The organism is uncultured Gelidibacter sp. (assembly GCF_947500795.1).
Taxonomy (GTDB): domain Bacteria; phylum Bacteroidota; class Bacteroidia; order Flavobacteriales; family Flavobacteriaceae; genus Gelidibacter.
The window spans coordinates 374,787-393,160 of the sequence record NZ_CANMTE010000001.1 but is presented as its reverse complement, the minus strand read 5'-3'; the positions used below and the strand labels follow the sequence as shown (position 1 = coordinate 393,160).

At 37.8% G+C, this 18,374-nt stretch carries 17 protein-coding genes and 1 tRNA gene; 10 read left to right on the top strand and 8 right to left on the bottom strand.

The genetic code is table 11. From position 1 onward, the window contains the following. The first annotated feature begins 8 nt into the window (after positions 1–8). Entirely contained in the window at positions 9–788 is a 780-nt protein-coding gene (locus Q0947_RS01750) for a S1/P1 nuclease (protein WP_299390615.1), read from the top strand. A 746-nt stretch (positions 789–1,534) separates the two neighbouring features. Here the strand turns inward: Q0947_RS01750 and Q0947_RS01745 are convergent. From Q0947_RS01745 to Q0947_RS01730, 4 genes are all read right to left on the bottom strand, one after another. After that, positions 1,535–1,610 (bottom strand) — tRNA-His (locus Q0947_RS01745). Between the two features lie 97 nt (positions 1,611–1,707). After that, positions 1,708–2,424, bottom strand: coding sequence for a bacillithiol biosynthesis deacetylase BshB1 (gene bshB1 / locus Q0947_RS01740; protein ID WP_299390614.1), 717 nt, complete (start codon positions 2,422–2,424; stop codon positions 1,708–1,710). Between the two features lie 4 nt (positions 2,425–2,428). Then, entirely contained in the window at positions 2,429–3,322 is an 894-nt protein-coding gene (rlmF, locus tag Q0947_RS01735) for a 23S rRNA (adenine(1618)-N(6))-methyltransferase RlmF (RefSeq protein WP_299390613.1), read from the bottom strand. A 41-nt stretch (positions 3,323–3,363) separates the two neighbouring features. Beyond that, positions 3,364–4,533 carry a PLP-dependent aspartate aminotransferase family protein gene (locus Q0947_RS01730; protein WP_299390612.1) on the bottom strand — a complete coding sequence of 390 codons (1,170 nt, stop codon included), beginning with the start codon at positions 4,531–4,533 and terminating at the stop codon, positions 3,364–3,366. Positions 4,534–4,806: 273 nt separating this feature from the next. Between Q0947_RS01730 and Q0947_RS01725 the strand changes: the two genes are divergently transcribed. Beyond that, positions 4,807–5,484, top strand: a complete 678-nt coding sequence (locus Q0947_RS01725; protein WP_299390611.1) for an HAD family phosphatase — start codon at positions 4,807–4,809, stop codon at positions 5,482–5,484. 46 nt (positions 5,485–5,530) lie between these two features. On the opposite strand, the gene mscL is transcribed toward Q0947_RS01725, so the two are convergent. The 4 genes from mscL to Q0947_RS01705 form a co-directional block, all read right to left on the bottom strand. After that, positions 5,531–5,977, bottom strand: coding sequence for a large conductance mechanosensitive channel protein MscL (gene mscL, locus Q0947_RS01720; protein WP_299390610.1), 447 nt, complete (start codon positions 5,975–5,977; stop codon positions 5,531–5,533). A 111-nt stretch (positions 5,978–6,088) separates the two neighbouring features. Continuing rightward, positions 6,089–9,280, bottom strand: a complete 3,192-nt coding sequence (gene ccsA / locus Q0947_RS01715; protein ID WP_299390609.1) for a cytochrome c biogenesis protein CcsA — start codon at positions 9,278–9,280, stop codon at positions 6,089–6,091. 164 nt (positions 9,281–9,444) lie between these two features. Beyond that, positions 9,445–9,846 (bottom strand): group III truncated hemoglobin, encoded by a 402-nt coding sequence (locus Q0947_RS01710; RefSeq protein ID WP_299390608.1) that lies wholly within the window; start codon positions 9,844–9,846, stop codon positions 9,445–9,447. Positions 9,847–9,852: 6 nt separating this feature from the next. Next, positions 9,853–10,143 carry a hypothetical protein gene (locus Q0947_RS01705; protein WP_299390607.1) on the bottom strand — a complete coding sequence of 97 codons (291 nt, stop codon included), beginning with the start codon at positions 10,141–10,143 and terminating at the stop codon, positions 9,853–9,855. A gap of 72 nt (positions 10,144–10,215) precedes the next feature. Between Q0947_RS01705 and Q0947_RS01700 the strand changes: the two genes are divergently transcribed. The 8 genes from Q0947_RS01700 to Q0947_RS01665 all read left to right on the top strand — a co-directional run bounded on the left by Q0947_RS01700 (position 10,216) and on the right by Q0947_RS01665 (position 18,281). Beyond that, entirely contained in the window at positions 10,216–10,803 is a 588-nt protein-coding gene (locus Q0947_RS01700) for a Crp/Fnr family transcriptional regulator (protein WP_299390606.1), read from the top strand. Positions 10,804–10,915: 112 nt separating this feature from the next. Next, a complete protein-coding gene (locus Q0947_RS01695) occupies positions 10,916–11,683 on the top strand; it encodes a Rossmann-like and DUF2520 domain-containing protein (protein WP_299390605.1) in 768 nt (255 codons plus the stop codon). Next, the gene (locus Q0947_RS01690) at positions 11,664–12,194 is read left to right on the top strand and encodes an HAD family hydrolase (RefSeq protein ID WP_299390604.1); all 531 of its coding nucleotides are present in this window, start codon (positions 11,664–11,666) and stop codon (positions 12,192–12,194) included. The genes Q0947_RS01695 and Q0947_RS01690 overlap by 20 nt, the downstream gene beginning before the upstream one ends. A 266-nt stretch (positions 12,195–12,460) precedes the next feature. After that, positions 12,461–13,384, top strand: a complete 924-nt coding sequence (locus Q0947_RS01685) for a geranylgeranylglycerol-phosphate geranylgeranyltransferase (RefSeq protein ID WP_299390603.1) — start codon at positions 12,461–12,463, stop codon at positions 13,382–13,384. 53 nt (positions 13,385–13,437) lie between these two features. Next, positions 13,438–14,031, top strand: a complete 594-nt coding sequence (locus Q0947_RS01680; RefSeq protein ID WP_299390602.1) for a Maf-like protein — start codon at positions 13,438–13,440, stop codon at positions 14,029–14,031. A gap of 29 nt (positions 14,032–14,060) precedes the next feature. Beyond that, positions 14,061–15,002, top strand: coding sequence for a septum formation inhibitor Maf (locus Q0947_RS01675; RefSeq protein WP_299390601.1), 942 nt, complete (start codon positions 14,061–14,063; stop codon positions 15,000–15,002). Between the two features lie 44 nt (positions 15,003–15,046). Further along, positions 15,047–15,589, top strand: coding sequence for a mechanosensitive ion channel domain-containing protein (locus tag Q0947_RS01670; RefSeq protein ID WP_299390600.1), 543 nt, complete (start codon positions 15,047–15,049; stop codon positions 15,587–15,589). A 202-nt stretch (positions 15,590–15,791) separates the two neighbouring features. Continuing rightward, positions 15,792–18,281 carry a PIG-L family deacetylase gene (locus Q0947_RS01665; RefSeq protein ID WP_299390599.1) on the top strand — a complete coding sequence of 830 codons (2,490 nt, stop codon included), beginning with the start codon at positions 15,792–15,794 and terminating at the stop codon, positions 18,279–18,281. The last annotated feature ends 93 nt before the right edge of the window (positions 18,282–18,374 follow it).

Sequence of the window (18,374 nt, the reverse complement as noted above, 5' to 3'; positions counted from 1 at the left end):
TAAATTTTATGAGACCAATTCCAGTACTTCTATTACTCCTTGCTTTACTTTTTAATACACAGAGTTTCGCTACTAAAAAATGGGGCGCCACAGGACATCGTGTGGTGGGTGCTATTGCTGATCAACATACAACCAACAAAACCAAACGTAAGCTCAAAAAGCTATTAAACCACCAATCTTTAGCGTTGGTATCTACGTTTAGCGATGAAATAAAATCTGATCCACGCTACAGGGAATTTGGCGTTTGGCATTACGTTAATATGTCTTTTGAGGACACCTATGAAACGTCTACAAAAAATCCAGAAGGCGATTTAGTGACAGGAATAGCAAAATGCAAAAGCATCATCACAGATGAAAATGCGTCCGATGACGATAAAGCATTTTACTTAAAAATGCTCATTCATTTGATTGGCGATTTACATCAGCCGTTGCATGTTGGTCGTGAGGAAGACAAAGGCGGTAATGATGTTAGGGTAAAATGGTTCAATAAAGACACAAACCTTCATAGAGTATGGGACAGTCAAATGCTGGAATCCTACGGCATGACCTATAGTGAACTATCAGCAAATGCTGACCAGTTATCAAAAGCCCAAGTGAAATATTTGCAACAAGGTTCTATCGTTGATTGGGTGAATGAAACACAAGTTCTTGCAAAAGACGTTTACAATGCTACTGAAGCAGGTGAAAATTTACGTTATGAATATTCTTATAAATATTTAAATACGGCGCGTACACAAATGCAAATTGCAGGTATTAGACTCGCTAAGGTCTTGAATGATTTGTTTTAATTAACATTTTTGTCATGTCGAATGTAATGAGACATCACATCATCTTTGTACCATAGAATCACCACTGTCATGGGATTCCTCCTGACGTCGGAATGACACTTCCCAGGTTTGTCATGTCGAATGTAATGAGACATCACATGATCTTTGTACCATAGAACTTCCACGGATATGGGATTCCTCCTAACGTCGGAATGACAAAACCACAACGGCGATAGGGAATGACACTTCCCGTTTTTGTCATGTTGAATGTAATGAGACATCACATCATCTTTGTACCATAGAGTCGCCATGGTTATGGGATTCCTCCTGACGTCGGAATGACAAATTTGAATGGAATGACAGGGCGTAGAAATCCCACAATTTTTCGACTTCGTCCCATTTTTGTCATGTCGAATGTAATGAGACATCGCATCATCTTTGTCCCATAGTGCCTCCACGGTTATGGGATTCCTCCTGACGTCGGAATGACAAATTGGAATGGAATGACAGAGCATAGAAATCCCACAACTTTTGAGAATTATCCCTTACTTCGACTGCGCTCAGTACAGATTCTTCGACCGCGCTCAGTACAGGTTCTTCGACTACGCTCAGTACGTGTTCTTCAACTGCGCTCAGTACAGGTTCTTCGACTGCGCTCAGTACAGGTTCTTCGACTACGCTCAGTACAAGCTTTCTCGCCCTAGACGTGTTTAGTTCAGCGTTGGGCACAAAAAAAGCCCTCAAATTGCTTTGAAGGCTTATATTTTGGGTGGAAGACCGGGCTCGAACCGGCGACCCTCGGTACCACAAACCGATGCTCTAACCAACTGAGCTACAACCACCATGTAGCCACATCTTGCGATGCGATCCAACCTGTATTGGTTGGGAGGTGCAAATGTATATTATTTACTAATGTTTACAAAGTCTTTTTGAAAAAAAATTACACTAAATCGAATAAACTTTTCACAGCAGGGTAACGTTCTACCGTAAACCCCTCAGCGTGTTCAGTTCCGATTAATCTTCCTAAATCCCGCGCTCTATAATCTATGCTATCTGTAAAGTTTTTACTACTGATAGGTGTTTGTGGCGCTTCACTCTCAGGATCAAAGAATTGCGTTTTATAAGCGTGGACCGCTGCAATTTTTATATCCATAAATCCAGAAACATCCACTACCACATCTGGCTCAATATTTTTCCATTGAATGTAATGGTAAACAAATTTTGGACGCCATTGTTCTTGCATTTTGCCATCCAATTCTGTTTCAATTTTCATCAATCCGCTTAAAAAACAAGCGTCGCTTACCAATTTACTGCCTTTAGCATGATCAATATGACGATCATCAATGGCGTTGCATAACACAATTTCAGGCTGATATTTTCTGATCATTTTAATAATTTGCAATTGGTGTTCTTTATCATTGACAAAAAAACCATCCGCAAACCCTAAATTTTCCCGTACGGCAACTCCTAAAATTTTGGCGCCTTCTTCAGCTTCAGATTTTCTTGTTTCTGCCGTACCGCGTGTTCCTAATTCGCCTCGAGTAAGATCAATAATGCCTACTTTTTTCCCGTTATGTACTTCTTTTGCTATGGTTCCGCCGCAACCCAATTCTACATCATCAGGATGTGCTCCGATAGCCAAAATATCTAATTTCATGTATTTAATTTTTATTCCACTCGTTTTGTTCTTGCTTGGTTAAAAAACTCCAAGCCACTATTCTACTCACTTTATTGCCTTGAATCATATCTACAACCTGAAACTCTGTAGCGCCCAATTTCTTTAAAGATGCTTTCATAGATTCGACGTGGTTAACGTTAGACACCAAACTTGTATACCAAAAACACTGTTGTTTATACTGTGAGCTTTCGTATAGATAATTATGTAAAAAAGCCTTCTCGCCTCCTGCATAACACAACTCTGTTGGCGTACCACTAAAGTTTCTAACCACTTTGTCCCCTTCCCTACCTAATCCTTTCAATTTCGTTTTGGTAGCTTCAAAAGCATCTGCTTGACTTTTGAAAAATGGCGGATTACACACTGAAGCGGTAAACTTATCTGATGGTTTGATGATTCCTTTTAATATCTGCTGATAGTCCGGCTGCAATCGCACTTCAATAGCTTCCGATAAATTATTTTTATCAATGATTTTTTGAGCGATTTGAAGTGATTTTTTATCAATATCAGTCCCTACAAAATTCCAGTTATAAAGCGCATTGCCCAATAACGGATAAATGCATGTGGCGCCCGTTCCCACATCCAGTACAGTAACGTTGTCTTCTAGATTACTTCGTCTTAAAACATCCGCTAAATGATGCATGTAATCAGCACGACTCGGAATGGGCGGACATAAATTTTCATCAGGAAACTCCCAGTACTTTACACCATAATATGTGGCCAAGAGCGCCGTATTTAAAGCTTTTACGGCTGCTGGATTTGAAAAATCTATCGTTTGGGTTTGATAATCGTTTACAAACACATGCGGTTTTAAAGCCTCGTGATGTTTAACGAGTTCATCAAAATTGTATTTATTATTATGAAGTGATTTTTTATGCAAATTATTTAATTTTTGATGGTTTGAAATTTTTAATGAAAATGTTAAGACACATATGATGCGTTTTTCACCTTGTTGATGGCTTGCTCAATATCATCAATCAAATCTTTTTTAGATTCGATTCCCACAGAAAAACGAATTAAATTATCACTCACCCCCATAGCATCACGTTCAGCTTGGGTCAGCAATGAATGTGATGTTTTATGTGGCGACAATACCGTACTTTCCACACCTGCCAAACTCATAGACGATTTGATCAATTTTAATGCCTTTTGAAAAGCCATGGCATCCAATCCGTCAGCCAATTCAAAGGACATCATTCCTCCAAATCCTTTCATCTGAGATTTTGCCAATTCGTATTGCGGATGGGTTTTAAGACCAGGATAGAAAACCTGTTTCACATCCTCGTGCTTCTCTAAATATTTTGCCAACTTTTTAGCATTTCTATTTTGAGCATTAACGCGTAAAGCCAATGTTTTCATACTGCGCTCCAACATCCAAACGGTCATATCACTCAAACTACCGCCTAAATTTTTGGCAACATTCCAAATGATCTTCATATGCGCATCACTACAGGCAATGGCACCCGCTAAAATATCAGAATGTCCACCCAAATATTTTGTGGCGGAATGCATGACAATATCAATTCCAAAATCGATTGGATTTTGATTGACGGGACTTGCAAAGGTATTATCGATGGTTGTGATCAGATTCTTGGATTTCGCTAAATCAGCAACACCTTTAATATCTGTAATGGTTAACAACGGATTGGATGGTGTCTCAATATGAATAAGTTTGGTATTTGGACGAATTGCCGCTTCAAAATCGGAAACTTCATAGCCGTCCGTAAACGTGAATTCGATTCCATATTTTGGAAATTCCTCCCTAATAAAATTACTCGTGCCACCATAAAGCGTATTTTGAACAACAATATGATCGCCATGTTTTAAAAATGCCAAGAAAACAGTGCTAATGGCAGCCATTCCGCTTCCAAAAAGCATTCCTGCTTCAGCATGCTCCAACGCAGCGATTTTTTTAGAGGTGAACTCCTGATTTGGCGTATTGAAATAGCGTGGATAACGTTTTACATCCACATCTTCAAACTCATAGGACGTAGACATATAAATTGGTGACACTGCACCTTTAAACTGTTGATCCTTAATTTCGCCAACATGCGTGCAAATGGTATTTAATCCGTATTTTGATATAGACATTAGATCTGACATTTAGTAAGCTTTAAAATTACAAATAATTGACAACACCTGCACTCATTAGAAGAGTCCTTTTTATAAGAAATAACAATTCCGTTACATCCCAGAATTTTTATTCCATCTACCGGTTTTAGTTTAATTAAAGCTTATTTATAACTCCTAAAGGCCTTGATAAATCGATAACGTTTGAGAAATAATAAAAAGTTTAAACCATTTTTTATGGATTGAAGTCCAATTCCCTTATATTCGTAGAGCTATTAATTAATTACTCTCCAAATGCTTAAAGCCGTATTGTTTGACATGGACGGTGTTATCGTAAACACTGAACCGCTACACCACAAAGCGTATCATCTCATGTTTAGGGATGTTAACATTAATGTTTCAGAATCACTCTATGCCTCGTTCACGGGTCAAGCCACGAGAGCCATTTGTGAAGAATTGGTAGAACATTTTAATCTGCCTTTAGGTCCGCAAACCTTGGTAGATCTCAAACGTGATCATTTTAAATATTTATTTGAAAACGATGACGAATTGGATCTTTTGCCTGGTGTTCTGGACTTAATTCAAGATTACCACAATAACGGATTGACCTTAGTTTTGGCTTCTTCGGCCTCAATGGACAACATCAACAATATCTTTGATCGCTTCCATTTGAACCCTTATTTTGTGGCTAAATTGAGTGGTGCCGATTTAAAAGCATCTAAACCACATCCTGAAATTTTTGAAAAAGCAGCCATGGCTTCAGGGTATAAGCCTCATGAATGTATCGTTATTGAAGATTCCACTAACGGAATTAGAGCCGCTAAAGATGCAGGTATTTTTTGTGTGGGTTATGATAGTCTACATTCCCATGACCAAGATTATGGCCTTGCAGATTTAGTAGTCAGCAATTTTAAAGACATCGCCTACGCGAAAATAGCACAGCATTTTAATGCTATGGTTCCTCAGAAATAAAACTATTCTTTTTTTTTAGTTTTTCTAACTTCTTGAAAACAGCAGATTACTTCTGTTGTTTTTTAAGCAACTGATTTTGCTCTTCCATCAACTCGGTAAGATGCGATAACAGTTCAATATCCTTAGGTGTTTGAACCGTTTTATCTTTGGGATCCTGCGCTTTGTTTTTAAGGCCATTTAGGAATCTGACAAGGATAAAAACAGTGAATCCAATAATTAAAAAGTCAAGGAAAGTTTCGAAAAGTTCGCCATACCCGATGGCTACTTCGTCTGTAATTAGCTTTCCAGTAGCATCTACAATTTTCTCTCTTAAAACAAATCGCTTGTCCTGAAAATTTAAACCATCGGTCATTAAGGATAATGGTGGCATCAACACTTTTTTCACCAACACGTCAATCACTTTATTAAAAGACGCGCCAATAATAATCCCGATGGCCATGTCCATCATATTCCCTTTAACAGCAAATTCCTTGAATTCTTTAAATATTTTCATCTATTCTTAAGATTTAGTCTTCAAACGATACTCTAATTTTTACGCCATAAATGGCAAAAGCCATAAACAAAAAATGCTTATGGCTGATGTATTATAGTAGGTATTTAGTTCTTATTTTTTATAATATATAACATATTTACGGTAAGCTAAAATTGCTATCACAGCAACAATAGCCGCTGTTATTGCAATAAACTTCAAGCTCACAATTTGATCTCCACTTGCATAGGCATGAAGTCCTGAAAGATAGAAATTTACCCCGAAATACGTCATCATAATACTCGCAAATGCAATAATAGAAGCCAAGTTAAAACCAAAACGACCTCGAAGTCCAGGAACCAATCTCATGTGGATTACAAATGCGTAAACCATAATACTGATCAATGCCCAAGTTTCCTTAGGGTCCCAACCCCAATAACGACCCCAACTCTCATTGGCCCACATACCTCCTAAGAAGTTACCAATGGTCAATAGGATTAAACCGGTAGTCAAAGCCATTTCGTTAATAATGGTCAACTCTTTAATATTAAGCAACATCTTGCTGCGATTCTTTTTAGTAGTAACAATCATTAAGATTAAACATACCAATCCTAAAATCAAACCGAGCGCAAACGGACCATAACTCATCACGATTACCGCAACGTGTATCATCAACCAATAACTATCCAATACAGGCTCTAAGGTTGATATTGCAGGATCCATCCAATTCCAATGCGCTACCATCAAAATAATTGCAGTTACAAATGCTGTTGCCGCAATGGTTAAATCACTCTTTCTACCAAATGCCAATCCAAAGAACATTGTAGCCCACGCCACATAAATCATGGATTCATACGCATCACTCCAAGGTGCATGCCCAGCAAGGTACCAACGTACCCCGAGTCCGGCCGTATGTAAAAGGAATAAACCTAAGATGATAAAGGCAAACACCTTTACACTGATGTTGATTATTTTATTGTTGCCGTTAAAAATCTGCATGATTAACACAATAAACATCAATGTTCCGGCATACATATACCAACTGAACAGGTTTTTGAAAATGTCATATTTGTTATAGGCGATTTCAGTCTTGACTTTTTCATCAGACAGCATCACTTCACTTCCGTACTTTTGTTGAGTCTTTTTGATGCCATTCAGCACATCTTCCGCTTTTGAAAAATCGCCGTCATGCTTAGCTTTATTTAACGTTAATAAATACGCGCTAAATCCATTGTTCATGAAATTCCCTAAAAGGGAATCTTCAATTTTTTCTCTATAATTTCCATCACGAAACTCTTTCGAAGAAATCCATTTATTATTATCATCATTAGGTACCGGGAAGATTTTCATTGCGCGGCCCTCAAGTGCATTGTGCATCAAATTGACACGCTGATCAGCTTCTTTTAATTCCTTTTGAGTTCCGTTTGGAACTTGAGCTCTGTACGCATCATTAAGATAAGGCTCCAATTTATAAGTACCATCAGGTTTGAAAAAGTCAACAAAAGCGACGTGTTTTCTATCCATTGGCACCCCAATAATTTTTCTAATGGTATCCGCCTTTTGTGGTGCTAAATAAATAACCGGCACATTGTACCATAACAATGGGCTTTCCTGAATAGATAGCATAATTTGGTTAGCGTCAAACTCCTCATAAGTATCACTCTTGCTCAGTTTTCGTAAAATCTCTGACGCATAGGTATCCATTGGCATCATACGGCCACTGTAATCCTGGACTACAAGATGTGCAAATTTATCAGCATGTTCCTTTGGGGTAATATTGGCCCTCAACACAGAGTCAATTTGCGCTTTTGTTGGTAGACCATGGTTATGGCCATCATCTGCAGAATGTGTTTGTGAGAAACCAAAAGTGGTAAATCCTAAAAGGAAAATCGTGGTGATTTTTCGCTTTTGCTTTTTAACTTTTTCAAGCATCTTATTTAAATCTGCAAAACGTGTATTCTTATCAAACCAAATCGCCATCAACCCAATATAAAGGAGGAAGTAGCCAATATAAGTGATCCAAGTTCCCCAGAAATCATGATTTACAGAAAGAATTGTTCCTTTCTCATCTGGATCAAAACTTGCTTGGAAAAATCGGTATCCTCGGTGATCTAAAATATTATTCATATAAATGTGGTAATCAAAATCGCCCTGCTCTTTATCCAAAACAGTCACTTTACTTTCATAAGAAGAATAACTCTTTTCTGTTCCTGGGAATTTTTGAGCGATAAAATCGTTCAGTTTCACTTCAAACGGTAGATCAATCAATTTAGAACCATATTTTAAAGACACAATAATATTCCCGAATTCAACCTGTTCAAATGGGTTGTTTTTATAAGGACCGCCCAACAGATTAACACGTTTTGTTTCACCATTAACGGTTACTTTCATCACCACTCCATCTTCATCACCTTTAAGCATTTCTGATTTTTTAACCACATCAAAAACACCTTTCACCATAGGTTTTGGGAATACCATAGACATATTGGCAATTTGGTAACGTGAGCGCAACACCAATGGCTGCACACTATCTTTTACTACAACTCCTGTAGCACGTGTGGCCATCGTCATATAATCGCCTTCATAAGGAGACTCAATGGTTAGTCCATCAGGAGTGCTGGTAATATTAATTGCACCTGGTGTTGGTTTATCTAAGGCGATTAAAACATTATGCAAGTTTTGTACTTCGCCAGATTTTAAAAAGTGATTATGAGGTAGTCCATCTCCGGCTTCAACAATTTTTAAATAGGTTTCTCCAGATTCGTCAGGAATCACATCAATTTCAGCTGATTTAATATATTTTTCAAGTTCAATAGAAACTGGGATGTTATTATAGTCGGTTTCAGCCTTGAATTTATTGTTCAATCGGTATGAAAAGTCAACTTCACGCTCAACAATCTTTCGTTGTGCCATGCCATCCACCATATAATCACCATCAATATAAGCGGTGACATAGGTTTTTTGGGATAAAAACTGCTTTTCGGTTTCGCCTTCTCTAATGGCAATCATTCCTTCGTATCCGATATATCGCGTTACAAAAGCACCAAATATGATTAATACGAAAGCTAAGTGTAAAGTTAAGGTGGCCCATTTTTCCCATCGCAATAAACGGTAGCGATACATATTACCAATAAAATTGATCATGAAAATACCCATAATAGCCTCAAACCACCACGCATTGTAAATTAAATGTCGTGTGTACGGTGTTGGAGAGGTGTCTTGATTGGCATCTAAAAATGTACCGATTGCCATAGCTAAGGCAAAAACAACAAATAAAATGGCTGTTAATCGGGTGGAGAAAAGAATGTTAGCGAGTCTTTTTTGCATGATATAAGGTCGGTTTTCTGGGCTTTCCTTGAAGCAGTGCAAAATTAGCCAATTTTGTTGATTGAGGAAGAGTTAAAAGATGTTAAAGTTGATATATTTTAGAGATCAGGAAATTACAATCAGAAAAAGCCAAAAACCCACTGACTTCTTCATAAAAAGTCGGTTTATGACTGCCTTGCTTGAAAAATATTCATAAACATAAAAGTCCCCATTTTACGCGCACGATTTTTTGCGTTATCGGCATACTCACCCTCAAAAAGTTGGTCTAGAGTTTCAAACCACAGATTGAGCCACAAGCCAAAATGCTCTGAAGTTATGGTGTTATTATTCTCTTCATCCACCTTAATATGGACCTCTAAAGGATTACCATGGTAGCGTTGCTCCAATTTTTTGGACATAAACAAACTACTTTCCCAAAAGGTGGTCAAGCGTTCAATATGCGCATCCCAATCTGTAATCACGCGATTGAAAAAAGGGCCTAAAACCTTATCTTTTCTAACTTTTTTGTAAAATTCTGAAACGAGTAGAAATACATCTTCCCTACTTTGAATATCTTTTTTTTCCATTCTATCTTATGCCATTCGCAACAAATTTATGACAATAAATGTAATGTGTACCAAAACGGTCACAATCAATAAATTGAAAATCACCTTTGGTTTCATTTGGGCATACAGCGAACCATTATAGGCCATCGCAAAAATAACCACCATAGTCAAATCGAGAAAATGAAAGGTGTCGCTACTGTTCATTAAAATCAGCATTGCCGCTATAGAGCCAATGCAGCTTTGAAAAATGATGCTCAATGGTACATATAATGTAAGGTGCTCTTTGAAGTCGAATAAGCCTTTATTGTATAATGTCATGATCTTTCTTTTTAGGTTATTACAAAGTTCCTAAATGATTATCCGTATTTTTATGACTCAAATCATAAGACCATGATTCCAGAACAGATCATTCAATCTTTTGGAGGCACTTTGAAAACCTATTCAAAAGACCGCACCATTTTTAACGAAGGAGAGCACGCCGATTTTTATTACCAGATAAAAACCGGACATGTAAAAATGTTTAACCTCACGGAAGATGGAAAAGAATTTGTGCAGGGATTCTTTAAAAATGATGATTCATTTGGAGAGCCGCCTCTATTTGGAGATTATAAATATCCTGCGACAGCGCAGACGTTAGAGGATACTGAACTTTATCTACTTTCAAAATCCGCCTTTTTTGAGCTGTTGAAAATGCATCCTGACATTCATCTCACATTCACCAAAATGATATGTAAGCGCATGATCTACAAAGCGAAAATAGCCCGGGAAGTGTCTATTTACCCGCCGGAACATCGGATTCTAACCTTGTTGAATCATTTAAAATCCAATGCCAAAGTAGAAACCGATTTTGAAGTGCCACTAACGCGACAACAAATATCAGAATTGACAGGACTACGCGTGGAAACCGTAATCAGAGCCATAAAAAAGCTTGAAAAATCAAAAGCCTTGGCTATTATTGACCGGAAAGTAGTCATTTAAAGTCTGTTACCATTAAAAGATTTTAAAGACAAATCACTCTAAGGCGTTATCATCAGCATGAAAATTCAAAATTCATAATTCCTATGTCTTATTTCTTCATTAATTTAGCGGCATGATATCAGTAATTATTCTTGGCGCGGGCAATGTTGCCACCCATTTGTTCAATGCTTTTGAGAAAGCAGAACAAGTAGAGGTTAAACAATGGTATAACAGATCTATCAAAAGCATCCAATCTTACAAAAACAAAGTTGCCATTACAGATAACCTTTCTGAATTGGTGGACGCTGACGTTTATATTATTGCAGTAAGTGATGATGCTATTGCTAATTTCTCTACCCAATTGTCCTTTGAAAACAAATTGGTTGTGCACACCTCAGGATCTGTGAATGTCCATGATTTGGACAAGAAAAACAGACGCGGCGTATTTTATCCTTTACAAACCTTTAGCAAAGCGGCAACGTTAGATTTTGCTACCGTACCTATTTGTTTGGAGGTGTTGGATAAGGCGGATTTGAAGACTTTAAAGTCGTTGGCAAAAGCAATTGGCTGCAATGCGCACAAAGTGAACACACAACAGCGTAAAGCGTTGCATTTAGCTGCTGTTTACGTGAATAATTTCACCAATCAGCTGTATCGTGTGGCACATGAAATCACCGAATCAAAAGGTGTCGAATTTGACATTTTAAAGCCATTAATACTTGAAACCGCGAAAAAAGTGCAAGACATGTCCCCGTATATGGCGCAAACAGGTCCTGCTAAACGCAACGATAAAAAAACGATTAAAAAACATTTAAAATTGCTAGAAAACGAGCAACATAAAGCTATTTATGAACTCATGACAGCAAGCATCCAAAAAACACATGGAAGAAAAAAGTTATAAAGAATACCTAGGACATATCACCACTTTTATTTTTGACGTTGATGGCGTATTGACAGACGGCACCATTACCTTGACTACCTCTGGCGAAATGTTGCGCACGATGCACACTAAAGATGGTTTCGCCATGAAAACCGCGCTACTGGAAGGCTTTAATGTTTGCATTATTTCTGGAGGCAGCAATGAAGGTGTTCGTAAACGATTAGAAGGTTTGGGCGTTAACGCGATCTATTTAGGTGCACATAACAAAATTGAGCAGATGGAGGAGTATTTAGCGCTTCATAATATCAAACCTGAAAACGTGTTGTATATGGGCGACGACATTCCTGATTATCCGGTGATGAAACGTGTGGGCTTACCAACGTGTCCGCAAGATGCCGTACCAGAAATTAAGGCCATTTCTAAATACATTTCCCATAAAAACGGTGGCCAAGGTTGCGTAAGAGACGTTATTGAACAAGTCTTAAAAGTACAGGACAAATGGAATGGAAACTTTAGCGCGAAATATGACTAGAGGGATTGAGGATTGAGGATTGTTGATTGATGATTGACGATTGCTGATTGATGATTGGTGATTGGTGATTGTTGATTGTTGATTGATGATGAAAAATTCACAACTGAACACTGAATACTGAATACTGAACACTGAACACTGAAGACTGCAAACTGAATACTGCCTACTGAATACTGAACACTGAACACTGAATACTGAATACTGAACACTGAATACTGAACACTGAATACTGCCAACTATAAAACTAACCAACACATAGCCACCCATTGCATATCCTAAACTTAATCCGCTGGAAAAATTTATTGCTGATTGCCCTTGTGCAATTACTTATAAAATACGCGCTTTTTGAGCCGTTTTTAGAAACCACAAATCTGACCATCACACTCAATGGGTTTGGTTTTGGATTATTGGTGTTTTCCACACTCTGCATTGCGGCGGCCGGGAACATCATTAATGATATTTATGATGTCGAAACCGATCTGGTGAATAAACCTTCAAAAGTGATTGTAGGTTCTAAAATTTCTGAAAAAACAGCAAACATTCTGTTTATCACCTTTAATGTTATTGGTGTTCTTATTGGGTTCTACCTCTCCAATTTAGTGGGCCGCAGCGGGTTTTTCGCCCTTTTTGTGATTATTTCTGCATTGCTCTATGTCTATGCTTCCTATTTAAAACCAACACTTTTAATAGGAAATATTATCATTTCCGTCTTGGTGGCTCTGAGTATTTTGATTGTGGGTGTCTTCGAATTGATTCCTGTTATTACCGAACAAAATAAAGCAACACAGCTCACCTTTTTTAAAATCTTATTGGACTATGCCCTTTTTGCATTTTTAATCAATTTGGTGCGGGAACTCATCAAAGATTTGGAAGACGTAGATGGCGATTATAAAGCCGGGATGAACACTTTGCCTATCGCCATCGGGCGAGACAGAGCTGCTAAAATTGCATTAGTTGTAACGTTAGTGCCTCTTTTGGGTTCTATTTATTATGTGGTCACATACCTTTTTAAATATGAACTGTTTATCGGATATTTTCTAATATTCATCATTGCACCACTCATTTATATTGCCATTAGAATCTTTAGCGCAAAATCTAAAAAAGACTATTCCCATATCAGTAATATGTTTAAATTAGTAATGCTTTTTGGGATGCTGTCGCTGTTATTATATCCGATAGTTTTGAAATAACAGCCCATATATCACTTAAAGTTTATCCAAATCGAGACTGAAAATTAGATACCATGCTTAACGACACCTTAAAAGACTACCATGTTATTTTAGCCTCTAATTCACCAAGGCGACAACAGTTTTTTAAAGATTTAGGATTGGATGTTGAAATCCGTATAAAGCCTGTTTTGGAAGATTACCCACAACGGTTGGTACATTTTGAAATCAGCGATTATTTAGCACAGCTCAAAGCACTGCCTTACAAAAACGAACTTCGCCCCAAAGATATTCTCATTACCAGCGACACCATTGTGTGGCACAACACAAAAGCATTGGGCAAACCAAGGGACGCTGCAGAAGCTTTTGAGCTTATTAAATCCTTGAGCAATGCCACGCACGAAGTCATTACATCTGTTTGTTTTACAACTACAAGTATTGAAAAAACGGTGAATTCGGTCACAAAAGTCACCTTTAAAAATTTGACCGATGAGGAGATCAACTACTACATAAACACCTTCAAACCTTTTGATAAAGCGGGTGCCTATGGCATTCAAGAATGGATAGGCCAAATTGGTGTTACCAAAATTGAAGGGTCTTATTTTAATGTCATGGGTTTGCCGACACACCTCGTATATCAAACGTTAAATGACATTGTTAAAAGCAATTAACTTTGTATTTTTATACAAATTTTATCGCTATGAAATCGTCAATTACCTTAGTGTTTAGTGCTTGTTTTCTTTTGATGTTCTCTTCATGTAAAGATGAAAACAAACCAATTCAAAACACTGATTTACAAGAACATAAAACTTCAGGAGAGAAACTAAAAAAAGCACAACCTTTATCGCAAGATTTTAAGGACTACTGGTATCAGGGCGAGGCGGAAATCACTTCCTATGCTTTAGAGCAAGCACGTTATGGCGAAATCCGTAAAGGCACCGCTGTATTAGTTTATGTCACCGAGCCTTTTTTGAAATCCGAACAAGTAAAAGCAGACCAAGCGTCCTCCAATAGTATTCCGGTATTAAAATTGAATGCCACTAAAAATTTCAATACCGGCATTTACCCCTATAGCATCATGCAAAGTGTGTTTTATCCCGCAGCGAACAATCAGCATGCTTTAAAGGTTACGTGTTCCGTGCAGGAGTGGTGTGGTCAAGTGTACATCCAACTCAACAACCGCTCAGATTTTGAGGTGCGATCTCATTCTTATTTTGAAGGCGAAGCTGATGAAGAGTTTGATTTCAATAAAAACATCCTCGAAAACGAACTATGGACACAATTACGTATCGACCCTAAAAGTTTACCTACCGGCAATGTGGAGATCATTCCGGCTTTCGAATTTTTACGTTTAAGACACATTCCTTTTAAGGCTTATAACGCTTCCGCAGAATTGACACAGGACCGATACACGCTATCGTATCCAGAATTAAACCGAAGCATTAGCATCTCCTTCAATCCAAAATCCCCATTTGACATCATTTCTTGGGAAGAGACCTTTATTAGTGGTCAGGGGGAAAAAGCTAAAGAATTGACCACAAAAGCGACAAGGATGAAGTCTATCAAATCCGATTATTGGAACAAAAATTCCAATGCAGATGCAAGCCTCAGAGAAAGCCTTGGTTTAAAACAGAAACAATAGATTTGTATGTATCTTTGCTATTAATCAAATTTTAAAAAAAATCTATGTTTTTTAAAGACTATCAGGACGGTTTTATCTATACCGGTTTTTTACTTCTGTTTCTACTGATCATACGATTTTTCGTTAACAAGGTTATTGCTAAAGTTTCAAAAAAACAAGGCATTAACATTGCGCGCATTCACTTAATGCAACGCTATGTTAGTGTTGCACTATTTATTGTTGCACTGTTGATTATTCCTTTTATTTTTGGAACAGAGGCCAAAGATTTGATTCTGCTGTTTTCATCGGTATTTGCCGTTATTGGTATCGGTCTGTTCGCTATCTGGTCCATTCTCAGCAATATCACCTCAGGCATCATTATGTTTTTCTCATTTCCCTATAAAGTAGGTGATAAAATACAAATTCATGATAAAGACTTTCCGCTTGAAGGTATTATAGAAGATATTAGAGCCTTTCAACTGCATTTACGCATTGAAAATGGCGATTTGGTAACCTATCCCAATAACTTAATGCTACAAAAAGCAGTCACACTAATTAAAAAAGATGCTATTGACGAATTATTTGAAGATAATACGGACATGATTTAAGCACAATTTGAAGCGCCATCATTAAAATCTTATTATTAAAAGTTTAAAATTTCCATACTTCTCAAAATCGCCTGAAATCTCAGTAAAATTCAAGTTAAATAAAATCTAAAAGTTAAAATTACGTCCCATCTTTTTTATATTTGAAGTTCAAGCTAATGCACTTCAAATGTTCAGACGTCAGTTATTACTTTTAATTATTTTAATGTCTTGTATTTCGATACAAGCCCAGCAGCCAAAAAAACCAACGAGTTCAGAATTATATGAAGCCATAGAAAAACTCAATTTTATAGGTTCTGTATTGTATGTTGCAGCGCATCCTGATGACGAAAACACGCGACTCATTTCACACATGTCGAATGCCGTTAAGGCAAGAACCGCTTACCTCTCGTTAACCCGTGGCGACGGTGGCCAAAACCTTATCGGACCTGAACTCAGAGAGCTTTTAGGAGTGATCAGAACCCAAGAATTGGTTGCAGCACGACAAATTGACGGAGGTGAACAATTCTTTACCCGAGCTAATGATTTTGGATATTCTAAACATCCGGATGAAACTTTGGCCATTTGGAACAAAGATGAGGTTATGAGTGATGTGGTTTGGGCCATTCGTAAATTTCAGCCAGATATTATCATCAACCGTTTTGACCACCGTAGTCCTGGGTCTACCCACGGACATCATACCAGTTCCGCCATGTTAAGCATGGAAGCTTTTGATGCAGCGGCTGACCCTACAAAATATCCTGAGCAGCTTAAACATGTAAAAGTGTGGCAACCAAAACGTGAATTTTTCAATCCGTCGTGGTGGTTTTATGGCAGTCAAGAAAAATTTGATGCCGCCGATAAAACAAACTTTTACGAATTGGAAGTGGGCAACTTCTACCCTGCCCTCGGACTCTCCAATGCCGAGATTGCAGCGTTAAGTAGAAGCTCTCATCAATCGCAAGGCTTTGGAAATACCGGCTCTCGTGGTAGTGAAACCGAATATTTGGAATTGATAAAAGGCAACAAACCAACCGATAAAACAAATATTTTTGAAGGAATTGATACGAGTTGGAATCGCGTAAAAGGAGGAAAACCTATCGGTGAACTACTTAAAAGCGTTCAAGAAAATTATGATTTCAACAATCCTTCAGCCTCTATTCAAAAATTAGTTGAAGCCTACAAATTGATTCAGAAATTAGAGGACAACCATTGGAAAACCGTGAAATCTGAAGCTATCAAAGAGGTAATTGCAGGATGTGCCGGCCTGTATCTTGAAGTTGCAGCCGCATCTAATACTGCTTCACCAAAAAGCGTCATAAATTTAAGTTTAGAAGCCATCAACAGAAGTCCGCAAAACATCAAATTATTATCTGTAGTATTTTCGGATGGTTCCAGAATTCAAAAAAATACCGATTTACAAAATAATGACTCCCATCGCTTTAAATCTGAGATGACAATTGCTCCAACTACGTCCTACTCTACTCCATATTGGTTGGACTCCAAGGGGAGTTTGGGCATGTACAAGGTGGACGATCAACAACTTATCGGCTTACCGGAAACCCCTAGAAATGTAACGGCAACCTTCAATATTTCCATTAACGGTGTAGTGATTCCATACGTCAGACCTGTAATTTACAAAACCAACGACCCTGTAAAAGGTGAGGTCTACAAACCGTTTGAAATCGTTCCGCAGGTTTCAGCACATATCGCGGAACCAGTCATCATTTTCGCCGATGATCAGCAAAAGGATATTCAAGTTATCGTCAAAGCACAGCGAGAAAACTTAGAAGGTTTTGTACAATTAGCCCATCCTAAAGGCTGGAATGTATATCCTGAGAAGCAAAAAGTATCGCTCCTTCATAAAGGTGAAGAAAAAACCTTAGTATTTACGGTGATTCCGCCTAAAAATCAAAGTGAAGGACTTTTATCGCCAATGGTTCATATCGGCAATGAGGTCTACACAAAACAGCTGATTGAAATGGACTATAATCACATTCCCTTTCAAACCATATTAATGCCAAGCGAGAGCAAAATTGTACGTTTGGACATAAAGAAAAAGGGTGAAAATATCGGATATATTGAAGGCGCAGGAGATGTGGTCCCAGAAAGTCTAAGGCAAATTGGCTACAACGTTGTGATCATAAAACCTGAAGATATTACTACAGACAATCTTAATCGATTTGACGCTATTGTAGTCGGAATCAGAGCTTACAATACTATAGACGCACTGAAATTTAAACAACACCAATTGTTCGAATTTGTTAATCAGGGCGGCAATTTAATTGTGCAGTACAATACAAGCGGAGGACTTGTGGTAGATGATTTAGCGCCATATCCAATGAAACTTTCAAGAGACCGTGTAACGGATGAAAATTCTGAGGTAACGTTTCTCAATCCGCAACACGAATTGCTCAACTATCCCAACAAAATCACCCAAACCGATTTTGAAGGTTGGACTCAAGAACGCGGACTCTATTTTCCTGATACGTGGTCAGAGGCCTTCACTCCCGTATTATCCATGCACGATACCGGTGAAACCCCAAAAGAAGGGAGCTTATTAGTGGCCAAATACGGAAAAGGACATTATATTTATACGGGATTGAGCTTTTTTAGAGAATTCCCAGAAGGGGTTGCAGGAGCGTTTCGATTATTTGCAAATATGCTTTCTATCGGAAAAGAAAATATCAAAGCCAATCAACAATTAAAACAATAAATTTATTCATGAAACTACAACAACCACCAAAAGAGCGCTGGAAAAAATCGTACACCTTAGTCCTTGTGGCTAATGCGCTTTATATTGTTTTGT